A 25,707-nucleotide genomic window follows, 5' to 3' on the forward strand; every position below is an offset into this window, starting at 1 on the left:
TGTGCCAGTGCCTCAGCTATCTCTCAATCGGTACTTCTGGATTCTCTTTTCATGGTTCTGTAATTCTGCTGCAAACCCTTGATTGCGTTCTGGTGCAGGCGGCTTGCTTTCCTTTGCCCATGTCATTAATTTACTAGTATGACTTATAAATGTCAAGTGCCACTTATAAATTATTGAGATATTATTTTAGGTGAGCCAAAAATTTCTTGAACATCATGCCCAAGGATTTGACAAATATACCTAAGCAATTGAAAAGATACATTTTGTGGAGCTTTCGGCATATTAGGGTTTTCTAAAAGCTGGATATATTGCTGAGAAACTTTATAATCAAATCTTGTTTGAATTTCCTCGGCAAGTGACCGCCTAGATACCTTGCCACGCATCTGCTTCAGCTTTTCTCCAAAAGCTGGCTTCCAGGCGACAGTGGTAATTAAATCTAGCTCTAACATAATATATTCTTTACTAGTGTCACTTGACGCATTCATAATATAATTGATAAAGTCATGCTAGTAAAGAGTAAATCACTCCCATTCAAAGCTTTCCAAATATTTGGTAAAGCTACACTTTTTATGACCTTGCCCCACATTAAAAGCGACCGCCCAAGACAAAGTTGTACGTTAGCGAAGCTTAACGAAGTTATCGCTGAGAATGGCAGGTAATGAGTAATTATTACTAGCCTACAGTTTTTGATTACAAAACTTAAAAATTGAAGCGGCATAGTTGCAATGCGGCGATAGTTCCATGCGTCAAAAACCAGGAGAAAGTATGGACGCGATTATCAACACTAAAAGCTACCCCAGCCCCTTTGACCAAATTAAACATATTGATAGCGATGGTTCTGAATATTGGCTAGCCCGTGAATTAATGCCTGTGTTGGGATATCAGCAGTGGCGACGGCTAGAAGATGCAATAGATAGAGCTATCACTGCTTGTAAAAATATTGGTCAACAGAGCAAGAGTCACTTTTTGCCATTGCTGGCAAAAAGTACCGGAGGCAGACCCAGAGACGATTTCAGGCTCAGTCGTTATGGTTGCTATCTAACAGCAATGAACGGTGATTCTCGTAAGCCAGAAATCGCCGCAGCACAAAATTACTTTGCAATAAAAACCCGTGAGGCAGAGTTAGCCCCACAAAATTCAGAACTACTCGCCCAACTCTTGGAGAAACTCGAACAGCAAAATAAGGTAATCGAAGAACAAGGCAAGGCGGTCGCTGACCTTCAAGCTCAAGTCCAAAACTTACTACCCCCATCAGCCGACTTCATGCCTCCCGGCTGGGATGCCGAAGTTTGGCGATCGCTTCCAAAGCAGGACAAACGCCACTTCAGGTTTTTGTACCGCCGTCGCAACTTCAAACCATCCCAAGAGAATCAACCATTAGCCCTAAGCGCGGCCACCGTTGAGCAGATGAAGGAACGGCAACGGGCTGAGGTTGAACAGTTGATAGGTGAAGTGTCGTCCGAAGACAAACAGCAATTTCAGGCGGCGAAACTCCAAAAGCTCAGAGAATTTTGGTCGCAAGCGTCCGAAGAAGAACAAGAAAATATGCCGTTTTAGATGTGGAGTAAAAATATGAGCAGTAAGTTAATCACTCCAGAATCGCCTCTGTTGGTTCCGCCATTACTGGCTACAGAGATTGGTTTGCCAGAGGCTATGATTCTCCAGCAAATCCATTACTTGAGCCAAATATCCAAGCACATCAAGTCTGATGGCAGACGTTGGTTTTGGAAGACACTCCAGGATTGGGGGCAAACACTGCCGTTTCTCAAAATCTCTACAATCAGACGTGCGATCGCCAACTTAAGAAACTTCGAGCTAATCGATGTGTGCCGCCACAGCCAAAAGACTTGGTATCAAGCTAACTGGTTAACCTGGAAAAGGTCGAAGCCCTATGGAATCAAATTTGTCAAAATCAGCAGATCGATGTGAGTCCTCTAAACATATCGAATTGCTCACCAACGGCAGATGATATCAAAGAGTTCACCCCTAAAGAGTTCTCTTCACAACATCATGCTGCTGAGGAAGAAAAAAATGAAGATGTGGAGCAAACCAAGATTTCGGATTACGAACCCGAATCAGTTTGTTTAACCCCCCAACCAGAGCAATCTCAGACTCTTCGCTTCGTTGATGAACAAGAACTCGATGACTCAACTAACGAGGAAGACCATCATGAGGACGAACTTTCCGGGGCGGAGGTTAAAGCTGATTTAAATGTGTCTAAGCAGGAAATTGCAGAGGTTTGTAACGAGTTGAGACGGTTACGAATTAATCCTCAGCCTTGCTTGGGGGTGGTCAAGAAACATTGGGATAATGTACAGGGTGCGATCGCTAGGGTCAAGGATGCGATCGCAGAGGGTTGGTGCAACAACCCGACTGGTCTATTTATCAACTCCTGTAAGAGTGGGGCTAAAGGCAAGAACACCGTTACCGCAGATGTTAGTGCTTGGTTCGAGTGGGCGAGGAAGCAGAGAATCGTGTTGGGGATGTCGGGTGGGGTTGTTTATACACCGGATGGGGAAGCTGTTAAATTGCTCTCGATGATGCGGCGGTTTCCGATTGAGGAGTAAGAATAAAAGTATAGTTCTGCCCGTTCTGAATCTTGAAAAGCCAAGTGCAGTGAGCAATCTTTAGACAAAAGTGCTTTTAGAATTGCTCAAAAAGCTCAAATTTGCCCATGGCCTTTAGAAATACTTGGCTGTTGGGAATTCTAAATAAAAGCACTATAAATAAAAAAGAATATGGTTGCATCTACAGAAAACAGGATTTCAGAATGGAAATTTATTGAAACAGAACCTTTAGGGATAAGTGGAGAAGCTGGAGAACAATTCGTTTGGCAAAAGGTTCGTGAGAGTTTTCACGATGGAGAGGGCGTTGCTTTTTGGAGCTATCGCACTTTCTCTCATCAACAGCAAATCAGGCGAGAAGCAGACATTCTAATTGTAAGCAAGGATTTAGGACTTATTATTATTGAAGTTAAATCCTTCACAATTGCCAAAATTGATGAGATTGAGGGTACTAGATGGAAGATGGTTCCTGGTTTCTTCAAAGATTATATTTATCCTTACCACCAAGCAGAAAAGCAGCTTTACGCCTTATTAAACAACTGCGACAAAGAATCAATACTTAAAAATAAGGTACAAGGGAGAGTTATAGTTGCTCTACCCATGATTACCAAGGTCGAATGGAATAACAAAGGCTTTGACGAATCACACCACACTTGTCCACCAATTCTTTTTAAGGAAGATTTCGAGAAACACAATTTAGTTAAAAAAATTCAAAATAAAGCCACCATTATTCAAGCAGGTTCTCCAAGTTTAAACGACCAACAGTGGAAACAATTGCTGAAAGTGATTGGGACTCCTAAAAATCCACCAGAGGATGAAGATGACAAAGATTCAGACATTAACTTAAAATCTCCTCGCGCTGAAGTTATTACTAAACTACAGGATTGGATTAGTGATATTGATTGGCAGCAATTGGAAATAGGGATGCAATTTCCTCCAGGCCCGCAGAGAATTCGTGGGATGGCTGGTTCTGGTAAAACTATCTTACTTTGCCAAAAAGCAGCCCGGATGCACTGGCGAAATCCAGAGATGGATATTGCGCTAGTATTCTTTACCCGTAGCCTTTACAGCTTAATACTTGAGTTAATAAATCAATGGTTGCGTTACTTTAGCGGTGGAGAATTCTATTACAATTCCCAAAATTCCAAACTGCGAGTTTTACACGCTTGGGGATCGGTAAATCAACCAGGGCTTTACAGCACTATTTGTAAGAAATCTGGTGTTCAGCCTTTAAATGCTAACCATTTTCCAAAGCAACTACCTAACGAAGCACTAGCTTTAGCTTGTAAAAATTTACTTCAAAGTAAAAGCATTACTCCGATATTTGATGCCATCTTAATTGATGAAGGGCAAGACTTAATTGTTGATAAGAATCTTAAATTTGAAGACAAACAGCCATTCTATTGGATGACTTACCAAGCCTTACGACCTGTTGACTCTAACTTGCCCGAACAAAAACGGTTAATCTGGGCTTATGATGAAGCGCAAAGCCTTAATAGTTTAGTAATCCCAACTTCTAAAGAAGTGTTGGGAACGGAATTAAGTCAGTTAATTGGTGGTAAAGGCGGTGCATTCTATGAAGGTCGTATCAGAAAGGCACATATTATTCGCCGTTCTTATCGCTGTCCTGGTACTATTCTTATGGCCGCTCATGCTATTGGAATGGGCTTGCTACGTCCGAATGGATTATTAGCTGGATTTACGAATCAAAAAGATTGGTTAAGAATCGGGTACGAGGTTACAGGAGATTTTAGAAGACTAGGCTCAATAATTACGCTACATAGACCAGTTGAAAATTCGCCGAATCCAGTACATACGCTTTGGGATGGAAAAGTATTAGAGTTTAATACCTACAATTCTCGTCACGCTGAACTAGAACAGTTAGTAGCAAGAATTAAAAGCAATATATTTGATGAAAATTTGAATCCAAGCCAAAATATTTTAGTGATTGTTCTGGGAGATACTCAACTGCAAGATGAAACTGCAACTTATTTAAAAAATTGCGGAATTGATTTTTATCTTCCTACAGCACCCAAGAATAATACCTTTTTAAAGAATAATGCTAGTTTCCCTAATAAATTTTGGAATGAAGGCGGTATTACCGTATCCCGCATTCATCGAGCTAAAGGGCATGAGGCAAACATAGTCTATATCTTGGGATTAGATAATGTAGCAAGGAATGAAAGCAGTATTGCACTTCGTAACCAGTTATTTGTAGCTTTAACTAGAACAAGAGGCTGGGCTTATTTGAGTGGAATTGGTAACTATCCAATGTATGAAGAAATCCGTCGAGTAATTGAAAGTAAAAATACAATTAACTTTACTTTTCAAAAACCAAAATTAGATGTAAGTGAATAAGCTTAGAAAATTGATTTCAGCCAGTATTTTCCCTTACATTGTTTTAATATTCTTTATAGTATATTTAATATTTTATATAGGTTAATATCTTTACATTTTAAGAAGTAGTTGTTATAAAATATTAATAAATTATAAAAAGATTAGTCTTATGTCTACTCCAAGTTCAAAAAATATAGCATCTGCGGCTCAAGTGGGAAGTATAGTTTCAAAAAGTTTACAAAAAATGGCTCCAATTGTTTCAGAAGCTTTTATTGAAGCAATGGAAATGGAACAAAAACAAAGTAATACATCTAGGAACAAATAATTAATATAATCAGGCTTAAGCTTATATTTATGTCAAGAAAACCGCTTTTAGGAAAAGCTCTACATCTATTTTCTGAAATTCAGAATCATCTCCATAATGGAACCATCTACCATGAATTAAGCCAGATTTCTAGGCATACAAGAGATAAAGAGATTTTAGATATTTGTCAACGAGCCGCAGACTGTTTAGAAATAGAAATAGATAGCAGTTTTAAAGAGAATAATGTAGATCAGCATTTTCATTCTTTAAAAACTCTTGTTAAGCATCTCCAAAAAGCAAATCAGATTTTCAATAGCATTTTAGAAATAATATCTGAATGTAATCCAAAATGGACAGAAGCTTTATTTAAAGCTACTGAGTCCCAAATTGTATCATTATCTAATTATTATGCACTTCTCGATAAAATACCAGATGTTACTGATATCAATGGTGAACCTGTAAAACCTGGGGATCTCGTATATGTTGAATGTCAGGATGAAGAAGGAAAAAATTATCAACATTACGGAATAGTCACTCCTAGTCAAAAAGGTTTTAGAGTTGCTCATTTCTTTACAGGAGCAACAGTAAAAGCTCAAAATAGCTTAGTGGAAAAAGGTTTTGGTTATGTTCATGAAGTATATTATTCTCCAGAATGGATAGTCAAAGAACATTTACCTGATTCTATTCCTTTCAGCCAAGTTGAGGGACGTATAAAAGAGTCGAGAAAGGAAGAAAGAAGACTTTGGAATAAACTTAGATATAACTGTGAACATTGGGCAAGACAAATGTTTAGTGGAGAAGCAAGATGTACCCAATTGGAAGAAAGGAGGAACAAAAAAGAAGCAACACTCAACTGCTGAAATTCTGAAGTTTAACAAGCTTTAGTATGGGAATTAATTTAGGCATTAGGGTTTTATTGTTAAGGAGCTGATAATAGCAACAGTAAGAGCGATCGCTCATATCCACCGCCCACCAACAGCCCTCACGCGACCCCAACAGTTTCATTGAAAGACCGCACAATAGAAACAATCCCGTCAGCATCATCAGCCCCAAAAACTCCGTCTAATCCCTCGTAGTGCAGATCGGTGAATGGCGGTTCATAGAGTAAACCTGCATCCATTACACCGTTTTGGGTGAGGTAATCAATGATGGTTTCCACAAAACGAATTTGAGTAGCATTGAAACTACTGCCCTCCAAATATCTACCAAATGCCTGCTTCGCAGCATTTCTGTCTAAACCAACCAACTGACGAATGAATAGCTTCAGGCTGAGATTTTTCCCGTAGACCTCTTCAAATCGCTCCTGGCTTTCGATTGCTTCAGCATTGAACAGCAGTTCTTCTAAAGACAGTAGATCGGACTCTGTTAACGGGACATTACGTTTGAGTTTGGCGATCGCAATATGATTTTCATGCTCCCGAATATAGGCCTCTACCTTCTTGCGGTACTGGTAAGGGCTGAAACCAGTTTGTTTTGTAGGTACATCAGTCTCGACAATTTCCCCTAGCTCATCCTCAAAATTGGTATAGACAATCTGCTGTTCTTGAGGATCGACAAATTTTACTAAATCCCGCAGTTGACGACGCATTTGTTCAATCAACTCTGGTGTTATATCCTGCCACCAAGATTCGGTTTGGATATCTGCAATCAACTCCAGTTTTGCTTTCACCATTGGGATAGTCTGCTTTTCTTCCAAGCGGTGCAGCAAATCTCGCACTTGGTCACGGAATTTGATAAAGTCCTTGGACTGTTTAAGAATAGTAATTTGCAGTCTCAAGCAAAGTAAATCAAAACGTTTAGCTAGATGATTTTCTTGCGGTAAACCGTTGGGGAGTTGGGCTAAAGATTGAGCAATAGCATCAACATCTGTTTCACTCAGGTCATTCCAACGCGATCGCTCGGAAAATTCCTCAACTTGTTGCAAGTGGCGACGAACTAGAAAATTATCCCGTGCCATCGTCGATACGTGCTGGTGCAACTCATCCAACACCTTGTCTCGTAAAGTAGCTTGGCCAGAGGTGTTTGTGTCTTGACGTAAAAGCTGACTCAACTCTAAGCGGGTTCTAACTAACTGGTTAGTGAGCGTTTCTGAAGGTTTAGCGTCTGCCTGGGCAATTTGTTGCTCGAAAAATTCAAAATTACCGCACAAGTCAAACACCAAAAATTCTGTTTTGTGGTTGCCTATGCCAAACAGGTCAGGGCAAAGGCGAGTGCCACGGCCAATCATTTGGTTAAACTTAACTTCAGAGTAAACGGGCTTGAAGAAAACCAGATTCACCACTTGGGGAACATCTACCCCGGTGTCTAGCATATCCACAGACACGGCAATTGTTGGTTCGTTGTTAGCTTCTGAAAAGTCATCCACAAGGTTTTCAGCGTAAGATATATCACTGTGAATTACCTGGGCAACTTTCCCTTTGTAATGGGGGTAGCTAATATCAAAGCGTTGAACGATAAACTCGGCGTGTTTTTTATTCCGGGCGAAGATGATTGTTTTACCGAGGCGATCGCCACCGTCTACTTTTAGCCCTCGCTGCATCAGCAATTCTAATGCTTGATCCACTGTGCTGATATTGAACAGCCAGTCATTTAGAGCAGCAGCGTTGATTTGGTCAGGGATAGCTCCAGTTTCTTCATTTCCAAATCTTGCTTCGTATTCTTCCTGTTCTTCAGGTGAGAGGTCAGCGTACCTAATACCTGTGCGAAGGAAGCGAAAGGGTACTTGCACTCCCCTAGCTGGAACAAGGTAGCCGTCTTTAATTGCATCATCCAGTTCGTAGGCAAAAGAAGGCACTCCCGGTTCCAGGTCAAAAATGCGGTAGGTGTCTCGGTGGACTTCATTACGGGGTGTAGCAGTCAATCCCACCAGCAGCCCATCAAAATATTCAAACAGAATACGGTATTTTTGGTAAATCGAGCGGTGGGCTTCGTCAACGATAATTAAATCAAAATGACCAGGGCCAAAAATTCTTTTCCAAGCATCAGTTTCATTGATACGGTTTAGTATTGTTGGGTAGGTAGACAGCACGACATTATCAGTTTCGGTCGCTTCATTTTTTGTTAAGTCTACGGCTGTGGCTGTAGGTAAATGCTTTTTAAAAGCTCGCAGTGCTTGGGTAATCAGTGCATTACGGTCGGCTAGGAATAAAACACGCTTGACCCAATTGGCTCTCATCAGCAGGTCAACCAGTGCGATCGCTGTCCGAGTTTTCCCTGTTCCAGTTGCCATTACCAGCAATGCCTTACGTTCTTTTCTGCTGTCAAAGGCTTCTGTAATGCCGCGAATCGCTAAATTTTGGTAACTGCGCTCTACAATACTGGGATTTATGTTGACTAAGTGTAAGCGTTTGCGATGGGTGCGGCGGAAGATTAAGCGTTCTAACTCGTCTTTTTTGAGAAAACCTTGGATTTGTCGGGGTGGGTAGTTGAGATCGTCCCAAATCCAGTAATCGTAACCGTTTGTATAGAAAATTAAAGGACGTTGACCAAAGCGTTGTTCTAAGCAATCAGCGTAAAGTTTAGCTTGGTGTTTACCTGCTTCTGGACTTTTGCGGGTGCGTTTGGCTTCTATTACAGCTAAGGGTTTGCCATCGTCACCCCAAAGCACATAGTCCACCCGTCCAATTCCTGTGTCGTTGGGCATTCCCTGTACTTCGTACTCCCTCCACCAGGCTTGCTCAATGTTCCATCCTGCTTCTTTTAGTAGTACATCTATTAAATAGTGACGAGTTGCAGCTTCGTTGTAATTGTGGGTATCTGGTACATCTGCGTTCTGTTGTTTAAGGGCAGAAACTTCTGCTTTTAGTGCAGTTAGTTCTTGTTCAGTTTGTTGTTGACGGGCTTCAGCAATCTGGCGCATTTGGTCAGCTTGCGAAAGTTGCGCCTCTAGAGTTTGCAACTGTTGTAGAGAAAGGTCTGGGGTACTAGTAGCCGGATGGGGTATGAGGTTGCGGTCGAAGTTGACTGATGGGTGATTTCTGGCGTTTAAGGAATAGGAGCGTGAAAGCCAGTACAGGAAATGAAATAATTCTTCAAGGGTGTGGAGAGCGTCTTTGTCCTTGATTGGTGTGGAATCGTGGACAGCAATGTTACCAATTTTCTGAATGGCGCGGATTTTGGGGAATAGCCCTGGTTTTAGGTTGTCTTTAAAAGTTTGTTCGTGAATGAGTGCACCTAAACTGTTGTCGTAGGGTAGTTTAAGGTACGCATCATTGGCATAAAGCCAGAGAACAGCTTGCTCTAAGGTGAAGCGGGAGTAGAAGCAGCTGGCACGGGGAGCAGTATAAACGAGGGTTTCGGCTTGGGTGGCGTGGTTAAATAGGTCGGGGTAATTTGCACTCAGAAAGTCAAAGTTAGATGGCATAATGATCAACCCTTTAACGGCTGCTGCACGGAAATCATCACTACTGGCATTGCCTGGTAGGTTTCTTCTTTGGCTCTCATGGTGAGGTTCCTAAAACCTTATGATTTACCTAATTTTGCAATACTCTATTTCAATTTATACCTATAATGCGAGACTGTCACATAAATTTATTTAAGTATTTCATGTTTTGATTCTCTAGCTTGGCTCCTTCTGGTTACACTCAATTTTGTGTGTAAATAGTTATCGGACTGTGGGATTAATAAGCTTTAAAATAATAGTTTTTATAGTAAAAATTATTTAAATAACCAAGTTATTTTTTAAATTTAAATCTCTCTTTTATAAGTACTGTTATTAAATTCTTTTCTTCTCTCGGCTTAGAGTTCTCCTTTAAATGCTCTTTGCAGTAAAGAATTGAAGAGGCTGTTACTATACTGGCAATATTTATAATTATATTCCTTAGAATCTGTAATATTCTTTTTTAACTTTACATATTCTTTTTGCAATAAAAGTGGCGGGAGCAATACTTTTGTGGACTTAACATTTGAAGTGCTAATTGTATTTAGCCCAGATGTAGTTTTACCAAATTGAGTTAATTGAGAACGGCCACCTTGAGAATTTAGAAATGCACTAATGTATACTGGTTCTGCTTTTTTTAAATCCAGCCTAACGCGGATTAAATGATTTTGGTGAGTACAATTTGGAATAGAATCGTCCCAGACTGATGAACGTCCTATTTCTTCTCTATTACCATGCCCTTCTACAATCAATAAATCTCCTATATTTAGGATTGCACGTTCTAATTCTTGTTGAGTTACTCGAATTAATTTGACTTCATCTAAAACAAGTTTGTCTCGGTAAACATTGGCAACTCGTAAATAAGGAACTTCTATAGGATTAATGTTTCGCTTGGTGGTAACTTGCAACCCACCTTGAACTCTTGATATATGTCCGAGTGAAACAACATCCCAATTCTTTGAATTTCTCACAGGATCGCCAAACATATCCAAGAAAGCCGACCGCAGTAATTCTTCTGTAAGTGCGATCGCTTCTTTGCGCTTCCGGCGAACAGCATCAGCTTTGTCAAGAATCGCAGCAATGCGGCGTTGTTCTTCTAGGGGAGGAACTAAAACAGGTACAACATGGATTAGGTTACGATTTAAAGTTGGCACACCAGTTCCCCTAGTGTAGGTTTCTAACTTCATCCACTTAAGTAGTCTTGCAATCCACTTTGGATCATTACCGTGAAAATCTTTTACCCAAAGAGCAGTATTTAAGGGCCAGTAATCATCTTCTACAAAATGGACTTCCCCTAATGTACCACTGCGTCCTGTAACCACTCCTGGGCCTTTTACTTTTGCTATATTGTGAGTCCCTAATTGTCCATTTGCAGCAAGTACAGGTATATTTCCAGGATTACGTTGATTAACTGGCAAATCAAATCCACGCTGTAATGTCGCAACTTCCCCTAAAGGTTTAAGTGACCAACCAAAAGGTATTGATGTCATCCCAACAACCCCTCCAAAGCATCCAAATCCGCCCGAATCTCATCTTCTAAATTTCGTAGCTTCTGCAAAATAACCTTGGGAGGCTCATACTTTACTTCCTGATACTCAATTTCTTTGTACCGATTAATTGAAAGGTCATAACCATTAGTTTTAATCTCATCCTTGGGTACAAAAAAGGCTTTTTCTGTACGGTCTGTATCCGTTTCAGTATTTTGCACTTTCCATCTCTGCAATAAATCAGGGATGTCGTTCTCTTCCACAGGCTGACGCTTATCATCTAGAGATAGACCATCAGCCTCCATGTCATAAAACCAAACGTAATCAGTTCCGCCAACCCCAGTTTTAGTAAAAATCAAAACTGCTGTAGACACACCAGCATAAGGCTTAAAAACCCCTGACGGCATAGAAATAACACCATCCAGTTTATGTTCCTCTACCAAAATCTCTCGAATTTTCTTGTGTGCAGTAGAAGAACTAAACAACACCCCATCAGGCACAATCACCGCCGCCCGTCCGCCGATTTTCAGCAGTCGCAGAAACAGGGCAATAAACAGCAGTTCAGTTTTAGTTGTGGAAATAACTTTACTTAAATCTTTAGCGATCGTCGATTTTTCTATCGACCCCTTAAACGGCGGATTTGCCAGAATCAGTGTAAACGCTTCGGTAATCCCAGCATGGTCTTCTGAGAGCGAATCTCGTGCTTCAATTTTGGGATCTTCAATACCGTGCAGCATCAAGTTCATGCTGCCAATTCGTAACATTGTCCCGTCAAAGTCAAAACCGTGAAACATTTCTTTATTGAAATGGTCGCGGTTTCCTGGCGCATTCAAAATTAGGTTGCCATCGCTATCCTTCAAATCACGAAGGTATCCAGCAGATGCTACCAGGAAGCCACCAGTACCACAAGCTGGATCGCAGATAATTTCTCTTGGCCCTGGAGCCATCAACTCAACCATCATTTTAATGATGTGCCGAGGTGTGCGAAACTGCCCATTAGTACCTGCCTGGGCAATTTTCGACAGCATATACTCATACAAATCACCCATGAGATCCACATAGGACTCATCCTTAGATACTTCAGCCTGCTTACGTAGAACTTCTAACAGTTCATCAATCTGCCCTACCACATTTGCTAACAGTGCAGGGTTAGCAATTAGGAAAACAGCATCTTTCATGTGGCGGACATAAGCACTGTCTTCCTTGGTTTGTCTCAAAGTCTTAATGAATGGAAATGCTTCATCCCGCACAATCCGCAGCATTTCCTCAGAATCAGTCAGGTTTTTGAAGTAAGACCAACGACAACGCTGCTTTTCGGGAGAGAAAATCGGGTTAGTAATGGGTTTATTCAGCCTGTTTGCTTTTTTCTCTTGGGCTAACTCCAGGTCATCTAAGCGTTTGATGAACAGCAGGTAAGAGATTTGCTCAATTACTGAAAGGGGATTGCTGATACCGTTATTCCAGAAAGTTGTCCAAAGGCGGTCAACCTTTGATCTCATCTCACCTGTGATCATCCGTTTAACTCCAAGGGCAAGCACCTGTGTCACCACAGCCGTGCAGTAGCAAAAACTAAATGTGTTAATATATCCTACACTAGAGATGCTTTAATGCAATGGTTTCAGCAGGGTTAGCTTGTACTATGGTTTAATGTTGCGAATTTTAATAGTAAAATTTACGGAAATTTGCATCTTTCAGTCGAGTTGCGCTCACTTCTTTACTTTTTGTTAGGTTTTTCATGAATGATTTTGACACATACATTTATATCCAAAACAACTAGGAAACTACTAAGTAATAATTTTGGTATTTGATAAATCAGTTATGTTTGCAAATAATCGGCAAGTCTGATAATACTGACGATTTTCACCCCATCCATAGCAAATGATCGGCGCAGTTGCATCTAATCGATGTCCTAGAAACAATGCAAGGTAAGCAGGACTTGTAAGAAAAAGGTGAATTTCTTGACAATTTGTAGATTGCAAGTGCCAAACAAGCTGTCTTTTAAGATTACCAATTATCCAATTTGCTTGATCTACTGAAGTAATCGGTTGTTCTCCTTGAATTTCCAACAGTGGTGCATCTGATAATCCAAATTTTGCTAAATTATGCTGTACATCTATAAGATTATTACAATGAATACTAATACTGACGACAAGGCTTTTACCTTCTCCTTCTATTAAGTTAGAAGTTAAAGGATATGGAGGAGTTTCAGTGTTTGGATGAGAATCAGTTGCCCAGTTTTCTCCACGGTAATCCATTTCAATGACATAACCTCGAACAGCAGAGAAAAAAGAACCGATCGCTAAACAAGCTGATAAACGACGATTACCTAAAAGTAAAATCCGCTTAGTGTTACGGTAGTTTTCAATCCATATTCTTGTGTTTTGAAGATCGATAAGAAGTTTATCCCACTGTTCAGGTGTCGGCATAACACGCATTTCACCACCTGAAAAACATTGCCAATCAAAGCGTAATCCTGGATGTAGTGGGTTATCTTCCGGCGTAGTGGCTGTGTAAATGGAAATTGAACGAAGGGGAGGTTTTTGGTTAATTGGGATCTTTTCTTGGAGTTTAGTTTCTAATTCTTTACGAGAGATAGGTCGGTTTATGCTCTTTCGTATAAACGTACTTAGATTATTGTAAATATCATCGAGGATTCTACCTGATAAATCACCATACTCTTCCAAATAGTCAATCAAAGTCTGCTTAAATATGGCTTCCCCGTGAGATTTCGCAGTATTCCAATCTGTTTCAACTGTCACTTTTTCTAAGAGGAAGAGTGCTTCCTCCTGAGTACCACCTTTCTCCTCAACCAATCGAATATATTCCTGAATAGAATTGTTTCTGACAGCATCATGCTCATCATAAAAATCCTGAGATCCCTGGACTCGTTTCAACCCATTAAGGAGTGGATGCAAATCTTTGGATGCACCTGCTCCAATTAAGGTAAAACGGCGATAGGTTTTTGGACTGCCGATATCTATCTGCTTAAATCGCTTAATTTCATGCCAGAACTCAGTAGGTTGAAGTATGTGATCTTTAACTTCAATTAAGTCTTTGATAAAGCTGAAACCAGGCACGAAAAATTTTGACTCAACGTCACCACTTGCTTCCTTGACCATTGCCGTAAAACCTTCCTGCGCCAACCATATAGGAATACGAACAAGGATGACTTGATCTTGAAAGGAAAACCCACTCTCTGCTATATCTCCACCTCGTGATTGAGGTTCTAAAAGAGAGGGTGTCAAATGAGGAGCTTTAGTGGTACGTTTTTTCACAATTTAGTAATTTTTTAGTGGTTTAACTAGGATTAGCGCGCCCTCCTTTAAGATTACTGTCGGAGGCATGGGATGATGGGCCTAACCACTTTCCAGTGTCAAGCCAGAGTTCATAGTAATAGAGCCATAACGCTGTCCAAGGAAGAATAGTTGTTGCGATAAACATATCTCGTCGCCAAGGACTTTCTTTCGGATAGAAAAGGCAGAGTGTTCCATCACCCCAGCGGTGTGGAGCTTTAGGAGCTAAAGCAGGAGAGATGACTTTGACATTAGGGCAACAATTAAGTTTGTAGTATATTGCTACTCGGTATTTTTGAGAAAGCGGAAAAGGCTGAAGCGTTCCTCGCCAGACTCCGATTCCACGTTCTCGCTTATAGGTAAACCCTGGAAACCTCCGCTGAATATGCAAGGTCTGGATTGCCAAATTCACTGTTGGCTTCAGTTTTAAATAGTCAAACTTGCTCAATCCCATGAAATTTAGTCAGTTGAGTAGGAGTGGATGAGCCTGAAGCCAGATAACTTGGCAAAATTAATCCGCTAGGACTGACGAAAGAGTTGCCAGGATATGCTTCATCAGCAAGCTTGGAAGCTGCTGTTTCTACTTCAGATGGAAAGTATTCCTCGCCAAAAATTTTCTGCCAATATGCGATTGCTTCATCTCGATTATCTGTTTCCAAAGCTTTCGCTGCCCAATTTCGTCCTTCCTTGATTCGCCGCATAAATGTCTCAAAATGATTACGGCTCCAGTTCCAAGAAATATTATGTCCTAATATTGGGTCTGGAATGTTTGGAGTAGCATCATCATTACGCCCAAGCAAGCATTGATATTGAGAATATATAGCATCCAGCAAGTCATGAAAAAGAACGGCCAATGGTTGAGACATATCTAGATTGCCTTTTTGAATGTGAAATACTAATAGCGCACCAAGCCAATAACTCTTGGGTTTTCGGCTTTTCATTTGCTGGTTGCGAAAGTGTTTCAGAAGGATTCCCAGAGGTTTAACTTTATTACTGTGTTCTTTTTGTAATTTATTGAGCAGATTGATATAGCCAATCGGGTGAGAAATAATCCATTTGTTGAATCCGCGATCGGGCACATAAATTACATTCTCAAATCCATCTGGAGCAACACAGGGTACAAAATCTAGATGAAAATCTTGGCTTTTAAAATAGACATGAATTGAACGCCTTGCTCGTTCAATATCAATTTCCGCTTCTGTATAACCTTCATAGCCAAGATAGGCTGGCAATTCATCTAGACATTTCTTTAAATCCCAGATTAATCGCTTTGCTTGTGGTTGATTTCTTTTCGGATCGCCAGGAACACGAACTAATGTGTCTACATCCTTGACATCCCCTGCTCCCATTTTTTGGGGATAAGAACCTGCCAGACGAGTATGAGGATCAATAGTAGGAAATTCGCTCTCCTGCAAGAATTTACGTACTATTGAGGGAATTTCTTGTGCTGCTTTGATTCTATGCTCTGGCGGACGGATATTCTTAAGCAGTTTCGTAAAATATGTAACCAGTGAGAACACAAAATTTTCCTTTTATAATAACCAAAACTTCGTCACAATGAATTTATTGCAGCCTTAACATCTTGATATGAACTTTCTTTATTAGCCTTAGTGTGGTAATGTCCTTTTCGTGCTAAAGCTAAAACTCTTTTATGGTCACTAAAACAAGCTTCAAATCGTTGAGGGTGGTGCATAGCTAAAGATTGCCAGAATGCTTGTTCTTCTTTGATGGTTGAAAATTCGTATCCTGTTACACAATGCCATCCAGTAGCAGCATACATTTCCGACCATTGAACAGGCTCAAAAGATGTACCTCCATTCCATTCAGCACTCAGTTGTTTATGTAACTTATGTTTCAACTTCTGTGATGAATCGTCAAGGTAACAAAGAAAAGAAGCTCCAGGAAAATGTTCACGAGCAATTTGAAGCGGTAAATTATGATTACCAAGTCTTACTGATAAATTATCAGCACTACCAATATAAAGCCAGCGTTCTTTATAGTTAAAAGCATACATTCCAGAGACGGTGGGAATATTTTTTAAATCTAGTGGTTGCCATTTTATTTCGTTCATTTCTCAGAAATTTACTGGTATATCTCTTTTAAAATTACAAGCTTTTTCCGAGAAGAACATCGTATAATTACGAGATTATTTTTTAGTTTTTTAGAAATACAATATTAATACAGTAAAATTACTGAGTAAGCAAAATAAGTATGCTGTTGTGGCCAAAAGATGTTGAGAGCAGTAGTCAGTGTATTTACTGGTGCAATAGCCATCTTAATATCTGTATTCAGTTTGTAGCAAAAATACACCAATCAAACTCCCATTGCCAACTCCAACAAGCCCAGCAATTTTTCCTCCAAATCCGTTAAATAAGGCCGTTTTAGCTTCCCCAACGATTCCAAAACTTCTGCACCGACTCCTCCAGCCCACTCGAATACACCTGTGAAATGCGATTGCAGATCGCCTGCACCTGCTGACATTCATCAGGTAGGGCGATAACAGCCAAAGTGATTCTCACAGTGCTGACTCTGATAATGAGCCAAATTCCCTAGAGAAAGTAGCACAAGCGATTGACGAACTTTACTCCAGTGATGAAACTGCACCTCCTGGCTGGCATTTGAAAGAACAGTTACGTAAAGAACTACGGCAAAAAGTTCGGACTTTGATGTTGAATTTAAAGCTGAAAAATTGGAAAGATATACCTAGTAAGGTTGATGAGTATACGCTCAAACATTACACTAGAAATTAAGTTATTACTTCTCAGATATGGCATTCCTTACCTATACTGAAATATATGATACTTATCGTAAAGAATTTAATTTTCGTGTAGAACAAGAATATTCTTGGTATAAAAAAGCTGACAGTTTAAGAAATGCTATCAATAAAGCTTTTCTTAGTCGAAATGAAAAGGGAGAAATTGAAGATCATCAATCCCGTTATGGTATTCCTAAGTGTCTACCATTAGCTGCTGAGGTTGCCTTAAGTTATTTTGATGCTCGGTGTATTAGTAATTTTGACAACTTTACAAGTATCTATAAATTTGTTCAGGATGTCAGGAAGGAAGTTAAAGGCTTTGGTGAATTAGCCAATTATGATGTGGCTATGCGTATTGCTAACTATCTGGGTTGTGGGGAAATTCAGGTAGTCTATCTTCATGCAGGTGTTAAAGCTGGATGTCACGCTCTAGGTTTGAATATAAAAAATAGACGTATCATCCCTGTAGAAGAATTTCCCGCACCCTTTAACAAGTTAAGCGGCGATCATTTAGAAAATTTACTTTGCATTTACAAAAAGGTGTTAGCTGATTCTTCAGCCGAGGTAGGTAAAACTTGCATTCGCCCAAAAACAAATTCTTCTTGCATCAGGAAGAAAGGCTGCTCTTAAAATGCTAATAATAAAGGGTTTGAGTCTGTCTAATTGCTAGCAGCCTCCGGTTTGTTCCCTTTAATTGCTATGCCTATCCTAGAAATCGGTCAAACCAGCATCCCCTACACGGTGCGCTATAGTAAGCGCACTAAAAACCAGCGCATCGTTGTTACCCCTGAAGCTGTAGAAGTTGTCCCACCACCTGATACTCCCTCAGAAAAAATTACTGCTTTTCTCGATAGCAAACGGCGCTGGCTATTTAATGCTGTAGAAGATTGTCGCCCAAGGCATTCCCCAGAAATTCCGCAGCGTTACGTGAGTGGGGCAAAAGTGATGTATCGGGGACGGCGCTTAATGTTGCGGGTGGAGCCTGCGGATGTAGAACAGGTAATAATTACTTGCAAAAGCCGCTTTTATATCCAAGTACCACAGCACTTGAGTAGAGATCAGCAACAAGATGCGATTGAGCAGGGTTTAATTGCTTGGAAACGCAATCGCGTTTTACACGACATTCAGCATTTCGCCAGAGTTTATGCACGTAAGTTAGCTGTCAAGCCAGTCGATATTAAACTTTCTGAGCAAAAGCGTGTTTGGGGAAGTTGTGGCCAAGACAAGATCATCCGCATTAACTGGCAATTAATTGAGGCTCCTGTAGCGGTTCTGGAATATGTAGTTGCTCATGAATTAGTCCATTTATTACACCGCCATCACGGTGATGCCTTTTGGAAAACGCTAGGTACTGTAATGCCAGATTGGAGAGAGCGTAAGTGTAGTCTTGAATCTTGGGAAGGTGACACTGTAGTTATATGAAGATTAAGCAATATGGCTCAGATGACAACTTGGTAGTAACCTTATAAGGTTATAAGTTAGTCGCTGATTTTGATTAAGGTTCTGTGCTTTCACCGCAACTAAAACGAGAAATTCGTCAACTGTGGGATTATTTTTGGTCGGGTGGGATTTCTAATCCATTAGTCGCGATCGAACAAATTACCTATTTGGTATTTTTGAAGCGGTTGGAGGACTTGAAGCCGAAAGACCTCGTTATTCCAGAGGAGTGTCGCTGGAGCAATTTTAAGCATCTTTCAGAAGATGCTTTACTGAAGCGGGTTCGGGGTGAGGTGTTTGAGTGGCTGCGATCGCTGGATACAGATGATCCACAAGCACAAAGGTCTGAAACTAAAAGTTCCGAAGACAGTGCAGACCAAAAGACGAGCGAGAAGCGTCACGGACGGATGAGCGATGCTGTCTTTTTAATTCCGAATGCAACATTACTGCGGCGGGCGATCGACACCATTGATAAATTGTTCATTGTCTCACACAATCAAGACACAATGGGCAACATCTATGAAAACTTGCTGAGTAAACTTGTTGTAGCTGGAAAAAATGGACAGTTTCAGACTCCCCGTCACATCATTCGCGTAATGTGCGATCTAGTGAATCCGCAATGGAACGATCGCATTTGTGACCCAACGTGTGGCACGGCAGGATTTTTGGTAAATGCGTATCAGCACATTCTTAAGACACATACCGATCCAGCAAATCTGGTATTTGAGGGAGATGGCACACCCATGAATACACTCGAAGGCAGACCCTTCAAGATACTGGGTGAAAATCTCTCTACTGAACAGTATAAATATCTCCAAGAAAACGCGCTCTATGGTTACGATTTTGACAAAACGATATTGCATCTGGGCTGGATGAACCTGATTCAGCACGGTATTAAAAAACCGAATGTTAATTACGCCAATACGCTCGGCAGTGCGTTTAATCAAAAGATTCAGTCTGGTGAAGTGGGTGATTTTAGTGTGATTTTGGCTAACCCACCATTTAAAGGCAGTTTAGATAAAACAGATATCGGTGAAAGCCTTCAGGATTTTAAAACCAGCAAAACCGAACTTCTATTTATAGAATTGATTTTGCAGCTTTTGGCAATTGGTGGCAGAGCGGCAGTGATTGTGCCGGAAGGGGTGCTATTTGGCTCAAGCAAAGCACACAAAGCCTTAAGAGAAAAGCTGGTTGCCGAAAACACTTTGAGAGGGGTGATTTCGTTGCCGGGAGGTGTGTTTAAGCCATATGCAGGTGTAAAAACTTCGATTTTGCTGTTTAACAAAGGTGGTACAACCGATGAGGTTTGGTTTTATGAGGTAGCAAAGGATGGGGAAACGTTGGATGACAGGCGGATTCCCAGACCGCAGGAAAATGACCTATGGGATTTAACACTGAAATATCGGCTGCAATTTGAAGAATCTGCCCCTGCATTTGTAGACGGGGAAACCTGGAAGCAATGGCAGACGATGGAACCCAAAAGACGATCAGTTTCTTATGCTAGACCCATCATCGAAGCTGAGATATTCCGCTCTGAGGAACCAGAAAAGCGCGAAATTGGCGACAGAATCAAAAAGATTAAGGCTCTATTTTATCTCTGGTACAAATCACTTCTACAAATCCAGAAAAAGCAGCTCAATAATTCTGAAAAACTGAAACTTTGGTTTTTCAGTTTCGGCTATCACCTCTTATTTGCCATTATCACCTTTACAGTTGATATTTTTGAAGGTGTGGAAACTGAAGAATTAACTGAGCCTAAAAACTGGTCAGCCTCTAAAAAAGACCTTTATGAAAACGATCATAGCCTCTCTGCTGAACACTACAAACCACTCACCTTAACTACTGAAAAATATGCTCCTCCAGCAGAGATTATCTCTGAATTGCAAGAATTAGAAAATATAATTCAATCTAAATTAGACTCTTTACTTTCGATGATTGAGGCTAATAAATGATTGATTTTAGTCGACTACCACTTAATTGGATAATAGTAACATTAGGTGAACTTTCTTCTTTAATCCAATATGGTTTGAATGCAACCGCAGAGCAAGAAGGTGAAGAATTTTTATATTTGAGAATCTCTAATATCAATGATGATGGCACTGTAAATTTAGCAAATCCAACGTACTTATCTCAAAAAATACAGGATTTAGCTAAATATATTCTTGAGCCTGGAGATATTGTCATAGCTCGTAGTGGTAGTGTTGGTCGCAGCTTTGTTTATCGGAGTTCCGACAAGCCCTGGGTTTTTGCATCCTATTTAATTAGATTTCGCATCAAGCAAGATTTAGCTGATCCCGATTATATTGGCTTTTTTATGCGTTCACTGTCTTATCGCAAATATATTGATAAGATGAGTATATCAGTTGCTCAAGCTAACATAAACAGTAAAGAACTATCTAAACTTCCGATTCCTCTACCACCATTATCGGAACAGAGACGAATTGTTGCTATTCTGCGGGAGGCTGATGAACTTCGTCATTTACGGCGAAAAGCAAAGGAGAAAACTCAAAACATCCTACCTGCAATTTTCTATGAAATGTTTCAAAATCCTAACGAATGGAAGAAAACTATTTCACTTGAAAAGTTGGTTAGCTTTGTAGGTGGAGGAACACCTAATCGCAAGATTCAAAGATATTTCGAGGGAAACATTCCTTGGGCAAAATTTAAGGATATAGGTTCTCGTTACCTAAATGATACTCAGGAACATATTACTGAAGAAGCGATAAAAAACAGTACTACAAATTTAGTACCTGCTGGAACAGTGTTAATTGCCGTTAAAAATAAAATTTTAGTTCCCTTATTACCAATTGGCATTACTACTCGTCCATTTTGTTTTGAGCAAGACATTAAAGGATTAATTTGCTTTACAAATGTCAAACCACAGTTTATTGCTGCTGCACTATCAGTACAGGCACGCCATATCCTCAACCAAACGCGAGGAGTTAATACCGAAGGATTGACTTTAGAAATTTTGAAAAGAATCCAAATCCCTGATGTTGACCTATCAAAGCAAGAAGAATTTACTAAGCGAGTAATTGAATACGATCAAATAGAAGAAAGTTCATTTAATTTTGCTCACAAATCTGAATCTCTTTTTCAATCTCTTATTGCCCAAGCTTTTACAGGTGAACTTACCGCAACGTGGCGAGAGCAACATCAAGAAGAATTGGCAGCAGCAAAGCGCGATCAATTACTTCAGATATCTCAGCCTGTGAATGTCGAGGAACTGGCTGACAAGGGAGCAAGGGAAACCAAGAGATTGCAACTGTACCGCGATCGCGATGAACTGTTACGAAGCTTAAGTAAGAGCCAATATAAAATTTATAAATTGGTAATTCAAGAAACTGCCTATTTTACTCCCGAACACTTAGAAGAAAAATATTCCATTCCCCGCAACATTGGTCAAAAGAATTTACAGTTATTAGCTGCTGTCGGGCTTATTGTCTCTGTCACTTTGCCGACTCCTACATCTAATGGATTAAACTATGAATCGGCTTATCGTAACTTAAACCAGGATGATGATAGTCGATATAGTGATGTTACATTGTTAACGAAGGACGCTGTGTGAGGTTACGCTATTTACATCTCTGGGGTACACCGCCGCTACAGGAACTAATAACTACCTTTAACCAGGAACAAATCCTGGGGCGGAAATGCGCTATTCGCTTTGTTGTTGGTGTAAACGGCACTGGCAAAACCCAACTGCTGCAAACCCTTACAGAAATTTTTCTGAGCCTGGAAAGAAAAAGATTACCACCCTTTCGGGTTACATTTGCCTACGACTTGGAAAAAATTGGCGAAGAAGAACGCCCTGCAACTATATATCTCCGTTATCCACAGGATACCCCTTCATCCACAGCTATCCTCGCTGTATTTGAACCACGCTTAGAGGATCAAGACTGGGAAGCATTAGAAAAGATTCCTATCGAAAATTTTGAAACCGAGGTTTCGGGAATTTCGTTCCTTATTCGTGGCGATCAACTCGGTAGTAACATTCGTCCCTATCTCCCAAAAGTTCTGTTAGCTTACACTTCAGGCGCAACAGAAACTTGGGCAACTTTGTTTGCTAATCAGCAGACCGAACGTGAAAATTTACCTGATGCCGTGTTTGAGGAAATTACCCTTGAGGAAGAACGTCCTCCTAACTGGGATCTGGGTCAAGAAAAACTTTATCGAGGACAGGAAGGATTAGAGGCTCTACTAGAACCAGAACTAACTTGTGATGAAGCGCAAACTAGCAGCATTGGCTATTATGTCTTTCCACAAGCACTTAAACTTGTCTTCTTTGCTGTTGCGCTACACCAAGCGCGAAAAGATTTCCAGGAAATGGCCACCGAACAAGGAGAACAAGCTTACCGCGATCGCATCGAGCAAGCTATCCAAAATCATGAACCGATGACTGGGCTGCGGGGACTGTTCAATAAAATTGACTGGCTTTGGTTGATTAGCGTCAATTTTCAGATTCTCTTTCAACCTACCCACTTTTCTCAGCAGAGCCGCCCACTGGCCCGTCTCTATCCTATAGCGACTGCCGTCATCCGCGAACCTGTTCCGAGCGATTGTCGGAAACTCGTCTTTGACCTGCGTCGCTCCCTGCCAAATCAAACCGATATCGATACTAGCACTTGCGCCGCACTCATCCGGGCAATCTGCGACAAACTCGATACTGCGATTGATGAGATTACCCCCTTTGATATCTTTAAGCAACTGCTCTCCTGGCAAGAACAAGGCTGGCTCCAAGACTTAACGATGACCTTCTGCAAACGGAATGTCGAAGATGTTTTGCTTTACAACTGGCTAAGTGACGGTGAACGGGTATTTTTGGGACGGATGGCATTATTTCAACTGCTGCGTGGCGAAAATGATGCCCTAATGATTCTGGATGAGCCAGAAACTCATTTCAACGACGTTTGGAAACGTGAAATTGTTGATATAATTGATACCAGCCTAAGAGATAATAACAGTGAAGTCATCATCTCCACTCACTCCAGTATCTCACTCACAGATGTCTTTGATACCGAGATAACTCTGCTCTATAAAAATGAAATTGATGGTGCGATCGCCATCATTGAACCAAGAATAACCACCTTCGGAGCTTCACCCAATGAAATTATGATTGATATTTTTGATGCCCCTGAGAGCGTAGGCAAGCGCGCTACAGAGTTCTTGGATCTAGTGTTGATGCTAGCTGCCCACCCAGATCATGTACAAACTGTTTGGGCAGTAATCGATAGTGAGCGTACTACAATTCTTCAGCTACGAGAATTTCAGCAACTTAGAGAATTTGTCCAAGAGTTACCTCATCAATATGATGGTAATGATTCTGAACAGCTTAATGACCAAATACTTAGAGTCTTGAAATCAATTCGTAAGTATACCCAAAGAAAACGAGATAAAGAAGATGTCAGCGTGACTGAAACCTTAGAAGTTCTTAAAGAAAAGATTGGCCCCGGATATTACGAATTTGAGTTTCGTCGTCGTTTAAGAGCATTACGAGAAAGGGAATCTAGTGTTTCATAAAATCAAATTTCCTGGTTGCGTTAATCAACTAGAAAAAATTGTTTCATTTCAACGTGAATTGTTAAATTTTGCTTGTAGTTCTAGTTCCTCCTTACCAATTACAGAGAGCCAACTTAAAACAGAGTTCGGCGATGAGATTGGTGAGTGGCTATGGGACAAGTTATGGACTAAGCGTAAAAGTGGCAAGAAGGCTCAATCAAAATTGCATAAAGCATTAGAAAAACTTATTAGATATATAGAACGCCACTCTACGATGAGTACAAAAATCATGGATGCTTTCGACCATGACATACAATTTCATAAACATTTAAATGACCCTAATTTTAACTTTAAGTACCGTGGAGAACTTAGCCTTACAGTTCAAAAGGTAGTGAAGGCATTACTTACAGCATTCTATACAGATCTTCTAGCATCTGGTTTTCCTTCAGTTATTCATGGGCAAACTCAAAAATTTAATCGAGATAAATTTATTTCATCTTTTTGGAGTGCTAATTCCAAGCTAGAAGTGTGTCCAGCTTGCGATCGCCCTCGTTCTCCGAAGGTAGATAATAAAGTTTATAGCGATGCGGATCACTTTCTTCCTAAATCAATTTATCCATTTTTGTCAGTTCATTATGCGAATCTTGTGCCGCTGTGCCTTGATTGTAACCGAAGTATGAAGGGTGACAGAGATCCTATCGATGAGCCAAGTAAAGAACCTTTAGTAAATACCTTTCACCCATACACTAATTCTGCAATTAGCCAGGTTAATGTAATAGTCAGCCGCGATCAAGTCGGCAAACGACAAGTTAGGATTGAAGACAAGGCTGGTATGCCATCTCGTCGTGTTGCTAGCTTAAATCGAGTATTTAAGTTGGAAAAACAATGGTTAGACCATTTAGATTACGTTGTCAAGTCTACTGTAGAAGATGTAATTGAGTTCAGACGAAGACTAACAAGGAGAAGACTTACATTAACATTAGAGGATTTGAAGGATGATTTAGAGGATAAGCTTACAGTAAATCTCACCAAGCTAGGAGAAAAACACTACTATGTTATGCAATGCAGCTATTTGCGTTATACCTTAACGAGTAATCAGGAATTAACTGAATTACTTATGGAGTCTATTAAGTAATAAATTTTATAAAACTTATTCACAAAATGCTACTAGACTTCGAGTTTACAACTTTTGGTCAAGTAATGCATTGTATTTCTACTCTTGGTCAACTAGTAATTTTCAGTAAGTTTTTCTAGTGCGATCGCCCTAACGCAAGAATAAACATTTCAGAGTCTATGTCACTTAAAGGAAAAGATAGTTCTTGTCAGCTTTTGGTGATGAAAAGTTACGCGCTTTAAAGCAGAAGACAGGAGGCAGAAGGGTTTTAAGATTTTGCCTGTGGTCGTAGAACTTGTGACAAAGATCCAGATCCAACTCAAGACTTTTCTTGTGATGTAGAGTTCTGTAACCCTTATACCACAGGGCTTCCTATAATTTTATTCTTTCTTTCTTCTGCCCTCTGCCCTCTGCCTTCTGCCTAAACCAGCCTACTATTGATCACCAAAAGTTGCCAAGAGCCGATAAAGTAGCCGCCCTAAAAACCTGCAATGCTTATTTTTGCGTCGTCCTACTTTACAAGCGATCGCCTGTGGTGG

At 40.4% G+C, this 25,707-nt stretch carries 21 protein-coding genes; 12 read left to right on the forward strand and 9 right to left on the reverse strand.

Translation table 11 applies throughout. From position 1 onward, the window contains the following. Positions 1–170: 170 nt before the first annotated feature. The gene (locus ACM0OY_RS13740) at positions 171–449 is read right to left on the reverse strand and encodes a hypothetical protein (RefSeq protein WP_414569402.1); all 279 of its coding nucleotides are present in this window, start codon (positions 447–449) and stop codon (positions 171–173) included. Positions 450–741: 292 nt separating this feature from the next. Between ACM0OY_RS13740 and ACM0OY_RS13745 the strand changes: the two genes are divergently transcribed. The 6 genes from ACM0OY_RS13745 to ACM0OY_RS13770 all read left to right on the forward strand — a co-directional run bounded on the left by ACM0OY_RS13745 (position 742) and on the right by ACM0OY_RS13770 (position 6,065). After that, entirely contained in the window at positions 742–1,557 is an 816-nt protein-coding gene (locus tag ACM0OY_RS13745; protein WP_414569403.1) for a BRO family protein, read from the forward strand. 15 nt (positions 1,558–1,572) lie between these two features. Then, complete coding sequence (locus tag ACM0OY_RS13750; RefSeq protein ID WP_414569404.1) at positions 1,573–1,929, forward strand: hypothetical protein; 357 nt, start codon at positions 1,573–1,575, stop codon at positions 1,927–1,929. After that, positions 1,926–2,567 carry a hypothetical protein gene (locus ACM0OY_RS13755; RefSeq protein ID WP_414569405.1) on the forward strand — a complete coding sequence of 214 codons (642 nt, stop codon included), beginning with the start codon at positions 1,926–1,928 and terminating at the stop codon, positions 2,565–2,567. The genes ACM0OY_RS13750 and ACM0OY_RS13755 overlap by 4 nt, the downstream gene beginning before the upstream one ends. A gap of 171 nt (positions 2,568–2,738) precedes the next feature. Continuing rightward, positions 2,739–4,922 carry an NERD domain-containing protein gene (locus ACM0OY_RS13760; RefSeq protein ID WP_414569406.1) on the forward strand — a complete coding sequence of 728 codons (2,184 nt, stop codon included), beginning with the start codon at positions 2,739–2,741 and terminating at the stop codon, positions 4,920–4,922. 148 nt (positions 4,923–5,070) lie between these two features. Continuing rightward, on the forward strand, positions 5,071–5,226 hold the full coding sequence (locus tag ACM0OY_RS13765) for a hypothetical protein (protein WP_414569407.1): 156 nt from the start codon (positions 5,071–5,073) through the stop codon (positions 5,224–5,226). A 29-nt stretch (positions 5,227–5,255) separates the two neighbouring features. Beyond that, positions 5,256–6,065 (forward strand): hypothetical protein, encoded by an 810-nt coding sequence (locus ACM0OY_RS13770; RefSeq protein ID WP_414569408.1) that lies wholly within the window; start codon positions 5,256–5,258, stop codon positions 6,063–6,065. A gap of 122 nt (positions 6,066–6,187) precedes the next feature. On the opposite strand, the gene ACM0OY_RS13775 is transcribed toward ACM0OY_RS13770, so the two are convergent. From ACM0OY_RS13775 to ACM0OY_RS13810, 8 genes are all read right to left on the reverse strand, one after another. Beyond that, positions 6,188–9,568: a DEAD/DEAH box helicase family protein gene (locus tag ACM0OY_RS13775; RefSeq protein WP_414569409.1), complete on the reverse strand. Its 3,381-nt coding sequence runs from the start codon at positions 9,566–9,568 to the stop codon at positions 6,188–6,190. A gap of 374 nt (positions 9,569–9,942) precedes the next feature. After that, positions 9,943–11,073: a restriction endonuclease subunit S gene (locus tag ACM0OY_RS13780; RefSeq protein WP_414569410.1), complete on the reverse strand. Its 1,131-nt coding sequence runs from the start codon at positions 11,071–11,073 to the stop codon at positions 9,943–9,945. Next, complete coding sequence (locus ACM0OY_RS13785) at positions 11,070–12,584, reverse strand: type I restriction-modification system subunit M (RefSeq protein WP_414569411.1); 1,515 nt, start codon at positions 12,582–12,584, stop codon at positions 11,070–11,072. The genes ACM0OY_RS13780 and ACM0OY_RS13785 overlap by 4 nt, the downstream gene beginning before the upstream one ends. Before the next feature lie 270 nt (positions 12,585–12,854). Beyond that, positions 12,855–14,345 carry an SAVED domain-containing protein gene (locus ACM0OY_RS13790; RefSeq protein WP_414569412.1) on the reverse strand — a complete coding sequence of 497 codons (1,491 nt, stop codon included), beginning with the start codon at positions 14,343–14,345 and terminating at the stop codon, positions 12,855–12,857. Between the two features lie 22 nt (positions 14,346–14,367). Further along, on the reverse strand, positions 14,368–14,817 hold the full coding sequence (locus ACM0OY_RS13795; RefSeq protein WP_414569413.1) for a hypothetical protein: 450 nt from the start codon (positions 14,815–14,817) through the stop codon (positions 14,368–14,370). After that, positions 14,798–15,883 (reverse strand): nucleotidyltransferase, encoded by a 1,086-nt coding sequence (locus ACM0OY_RS13800; protein WP_414569414.1) that lies wholly within the window; start codon positions 15,881–15,883, stop codon positions 14,798–14,800. The genes ACM0OY_RS13795 and ACM0OY_RS13800 overlap by 20 nt, the downstream gene beginning before the upstream one ends. A gap of 32 nt (positions 15,884–15,915) precedes the next feature. Further along, positions 15,916–16,434, reverse strand: a complete 519-nt coding sequence (locus ACM0OY_RS13805; protein ID WP_414569415.1) for a hypothetical protein — start codon at positions 16,432–16,434, stop codon at positions 15,916–15,918. A 242-nt stretch (positions 16,435–16,676) separates the two neighbouring features. Continuing rightward, on the reverse strand, positions 16,677–16,844 hold the full coding sequence (locus tag ACM0OY_RS13810) for a hypothetical protein (RefSeq protein ID WP_414569416.1): 168 nt from the start codon (positions 16,842–16,844) through the stop codon (positions 16,677–16,679). Positions 16,845–17,130: 286 nt separating this feature from the next. Between ACM0OY_RS13810 and ACM0OY_RS13815 the strand changes: the two genes are divergently transcribed. The 6 genes from ACM0OY_RS13815 (at position 17,131) to ACM0OY_RS13840 (ending at position 25,189) form a co-directional block, all read left to right on the forward strand. Beyond that, entirely contained in the window at positions 17,131–17,748 is a 618-nt protein-coding gene (locus ACM0OY_RS13815; protein WP_414569417.1) for a hypothetical protein, read from the forward strand. Between the two features lie 69 nt (positions 17,749–17,817). After that, the gene (locus tag ACM0OY_RS13820) at positions 17,818–18,540 is read left to right on the forward strand and encodes a M48 family metallopeptidase (protein WP_414569418.1); all 723 of its coding nucleotides are present in this window, start codon (positions 17,818–17,820) and stop codon (positions 18,538–18,540) included. 83 nt (positions 18,541–18,623) lie between these two features. Further along, positions 18,624–20,507, forward strand: a complete 1,884-nt coding sequence (locus ACM0OY_RS13825) for an N-6 DNA methylase (protein ID WP_414569419.1) — start codon at positions 18,624–18,626, stop codon at positions 20,505–20,507. Then, a complete protein-coding gene (locus tag ACM0OY_RS13830; protein WP_414569420.1) occupies positions 20,504–22,123 on the forward strand; it encodes a restriction endonuclease subunit S in 1,620 nt (539 codons plus the stop codon). Before ACM0OY_RS13825 ends, ACM0OY_RS13830 begins: the two co-directional genes overlap by 4 nt. Next, positions 22,120–24,075 (forward strand): AAA family ATPase, encoded by a 1,956-nt coding sequence (locus ACM0OY_RS13835; protein ID WP_414569421.1) that lies wholly within the window; start codon positions 22,120–22,122, stop codon positions 24,073–24,075. The genes ACM0OY_RS13830 and ACM0OY_RS13835 overlap by 4 nt, the downstream gene beginning before the upstream one ends. Next, positions 24,065–25,189: a hypothetical protein gene (locus tag ACM0OY_RS13840; RefSeq protein WP_414569422.1), complete on the forward strand. Its 1,125-nt coding sequence runs from the start codon at positions 24,065–24,067 to the stop codon at positions 25,187–25,189. The genes ACM0OY_RS13835 and ACM0OY_RS13840 overlap by 11 nt, the downstream gene beginning before the upstream one ends. Positions 25,190–25,707 lie beyond the last annotated feature (518 nt).

It is taken from the genome of Nostoc sp. CCY 9925, assembly GCF_963920935.1.
Classification (GTDB): domain Bacteria; phylum Cyanobacteriota; class Cyanobacteriia; order Cyanobacteriales; family Nostocaceae; genus Nostoc.

Bases quoted from the DNA above. Each gene is read 5' to 3' on its own strand.
- ACM0OY_RS13740 (WP_414569402.1), bottom strand. From the start codon at position 449: ATGTTAGAGCTAGATTTAATTACCACTGTCGCCTGGAAGCCAGCTTTT.
- ACM0OY_RS13745 (WP_414569403.1), top strand. From the start codon at position 742: ATGCGTCAAAAACCAGGAGAAAGTATGGACGCGATTATCAACACTAAA.
- ACM0OY_RS13750 (WP_414569404.1), top strand. From the start codon at position 1,573: ATGAGCAGTAAGTTAATCACTCCAGAATCGCCTCTGTTGGTTCCGCCA.
- ACM0OY_RS13760 (WP_414569406.1), top strand. From the start codon at position 2,739: ATGGTTGCATCTACAGAAAACAGGATTTCAGAATGGAAATTTATTGAA.
- ACM0OY_RS13765 (WP_414569407.1), top strand. From the start codon at position 5,071: ATGTCTACTCCAAGTTCAAAAAATATAGCATCTGCGGCTCAAGTGGGA.
- ACM0OY_RS13770 (WP_414569408.1), top strand. From the start codon at position 5,256: ATGTCAAGAAAACCGCTTTTAGGAAAAGCTCTACATCTATTTTCTGAA.
- ACM0OY_RS13775 (WP_414569409.1), bottom strand. From the start codon at position 9,568: ATGCCATCTAACTTTGACTTTCTGAGTGCAAATTACCCCGACCTATTT.
- ACM0OY_RS13780 (WP_414569410.1), bottom strand. From the start codon at position 11,073: ATGACATCAATACCTTTTGGTTGGTCACTTAAACCTTTAGGGGAAGTT.
- ACM0OY_RS13785 (WP_414569411.1), bottom strand. From the start codon at position 12,584: ATGATCACAGGTGAGATGAGATCAAAGGTTGACCGCCTTTGGACAACT.
- ACM0OY_RS13795 (WP_414569413.1), bottom strand. From the start codon at position 14,817: ATGGGATTGAGCAAGTTTGACTATTTAAAACTGAAGCCAACAGTGAAT.
- ACM0OY_RS13805 (WP_414569415.1), bottom strand. From the start codon at position 16,434: ATGAACGAAATAAAATGGCAACCACTAGATTTAAAAAATATTCCCACC.
- ACM0OY_RS13810 (WP_414569416.1), bottom strand. From the start codon at position 16,844: ATGTCAGCAGGTGCAGGCGATCTGCAATCGCATTTCACAGGTGTATTC.
- ACM0OY_RS13815 (WP_414569417.1), top strand. From the start codon at position 17,131: ATGGCATTCCTTACCTATACTGAAATATATGATACTTATCGTAAAGAA.
- ACM0OY_RS13820 (WP_414569418.1), top strand. From the start codon at position 17,818: ATGCCTATCCTAGAAATCGGTCAAACCAGCATCCCCTACACGGTGCGC.
- ACM0OY_RS13830 (WP_414569420.1), top strand. From the start codon at position 20,504: ATGATTGATTTTAGTCGACTACCACTTAATTGGATAATAGTAACATTA.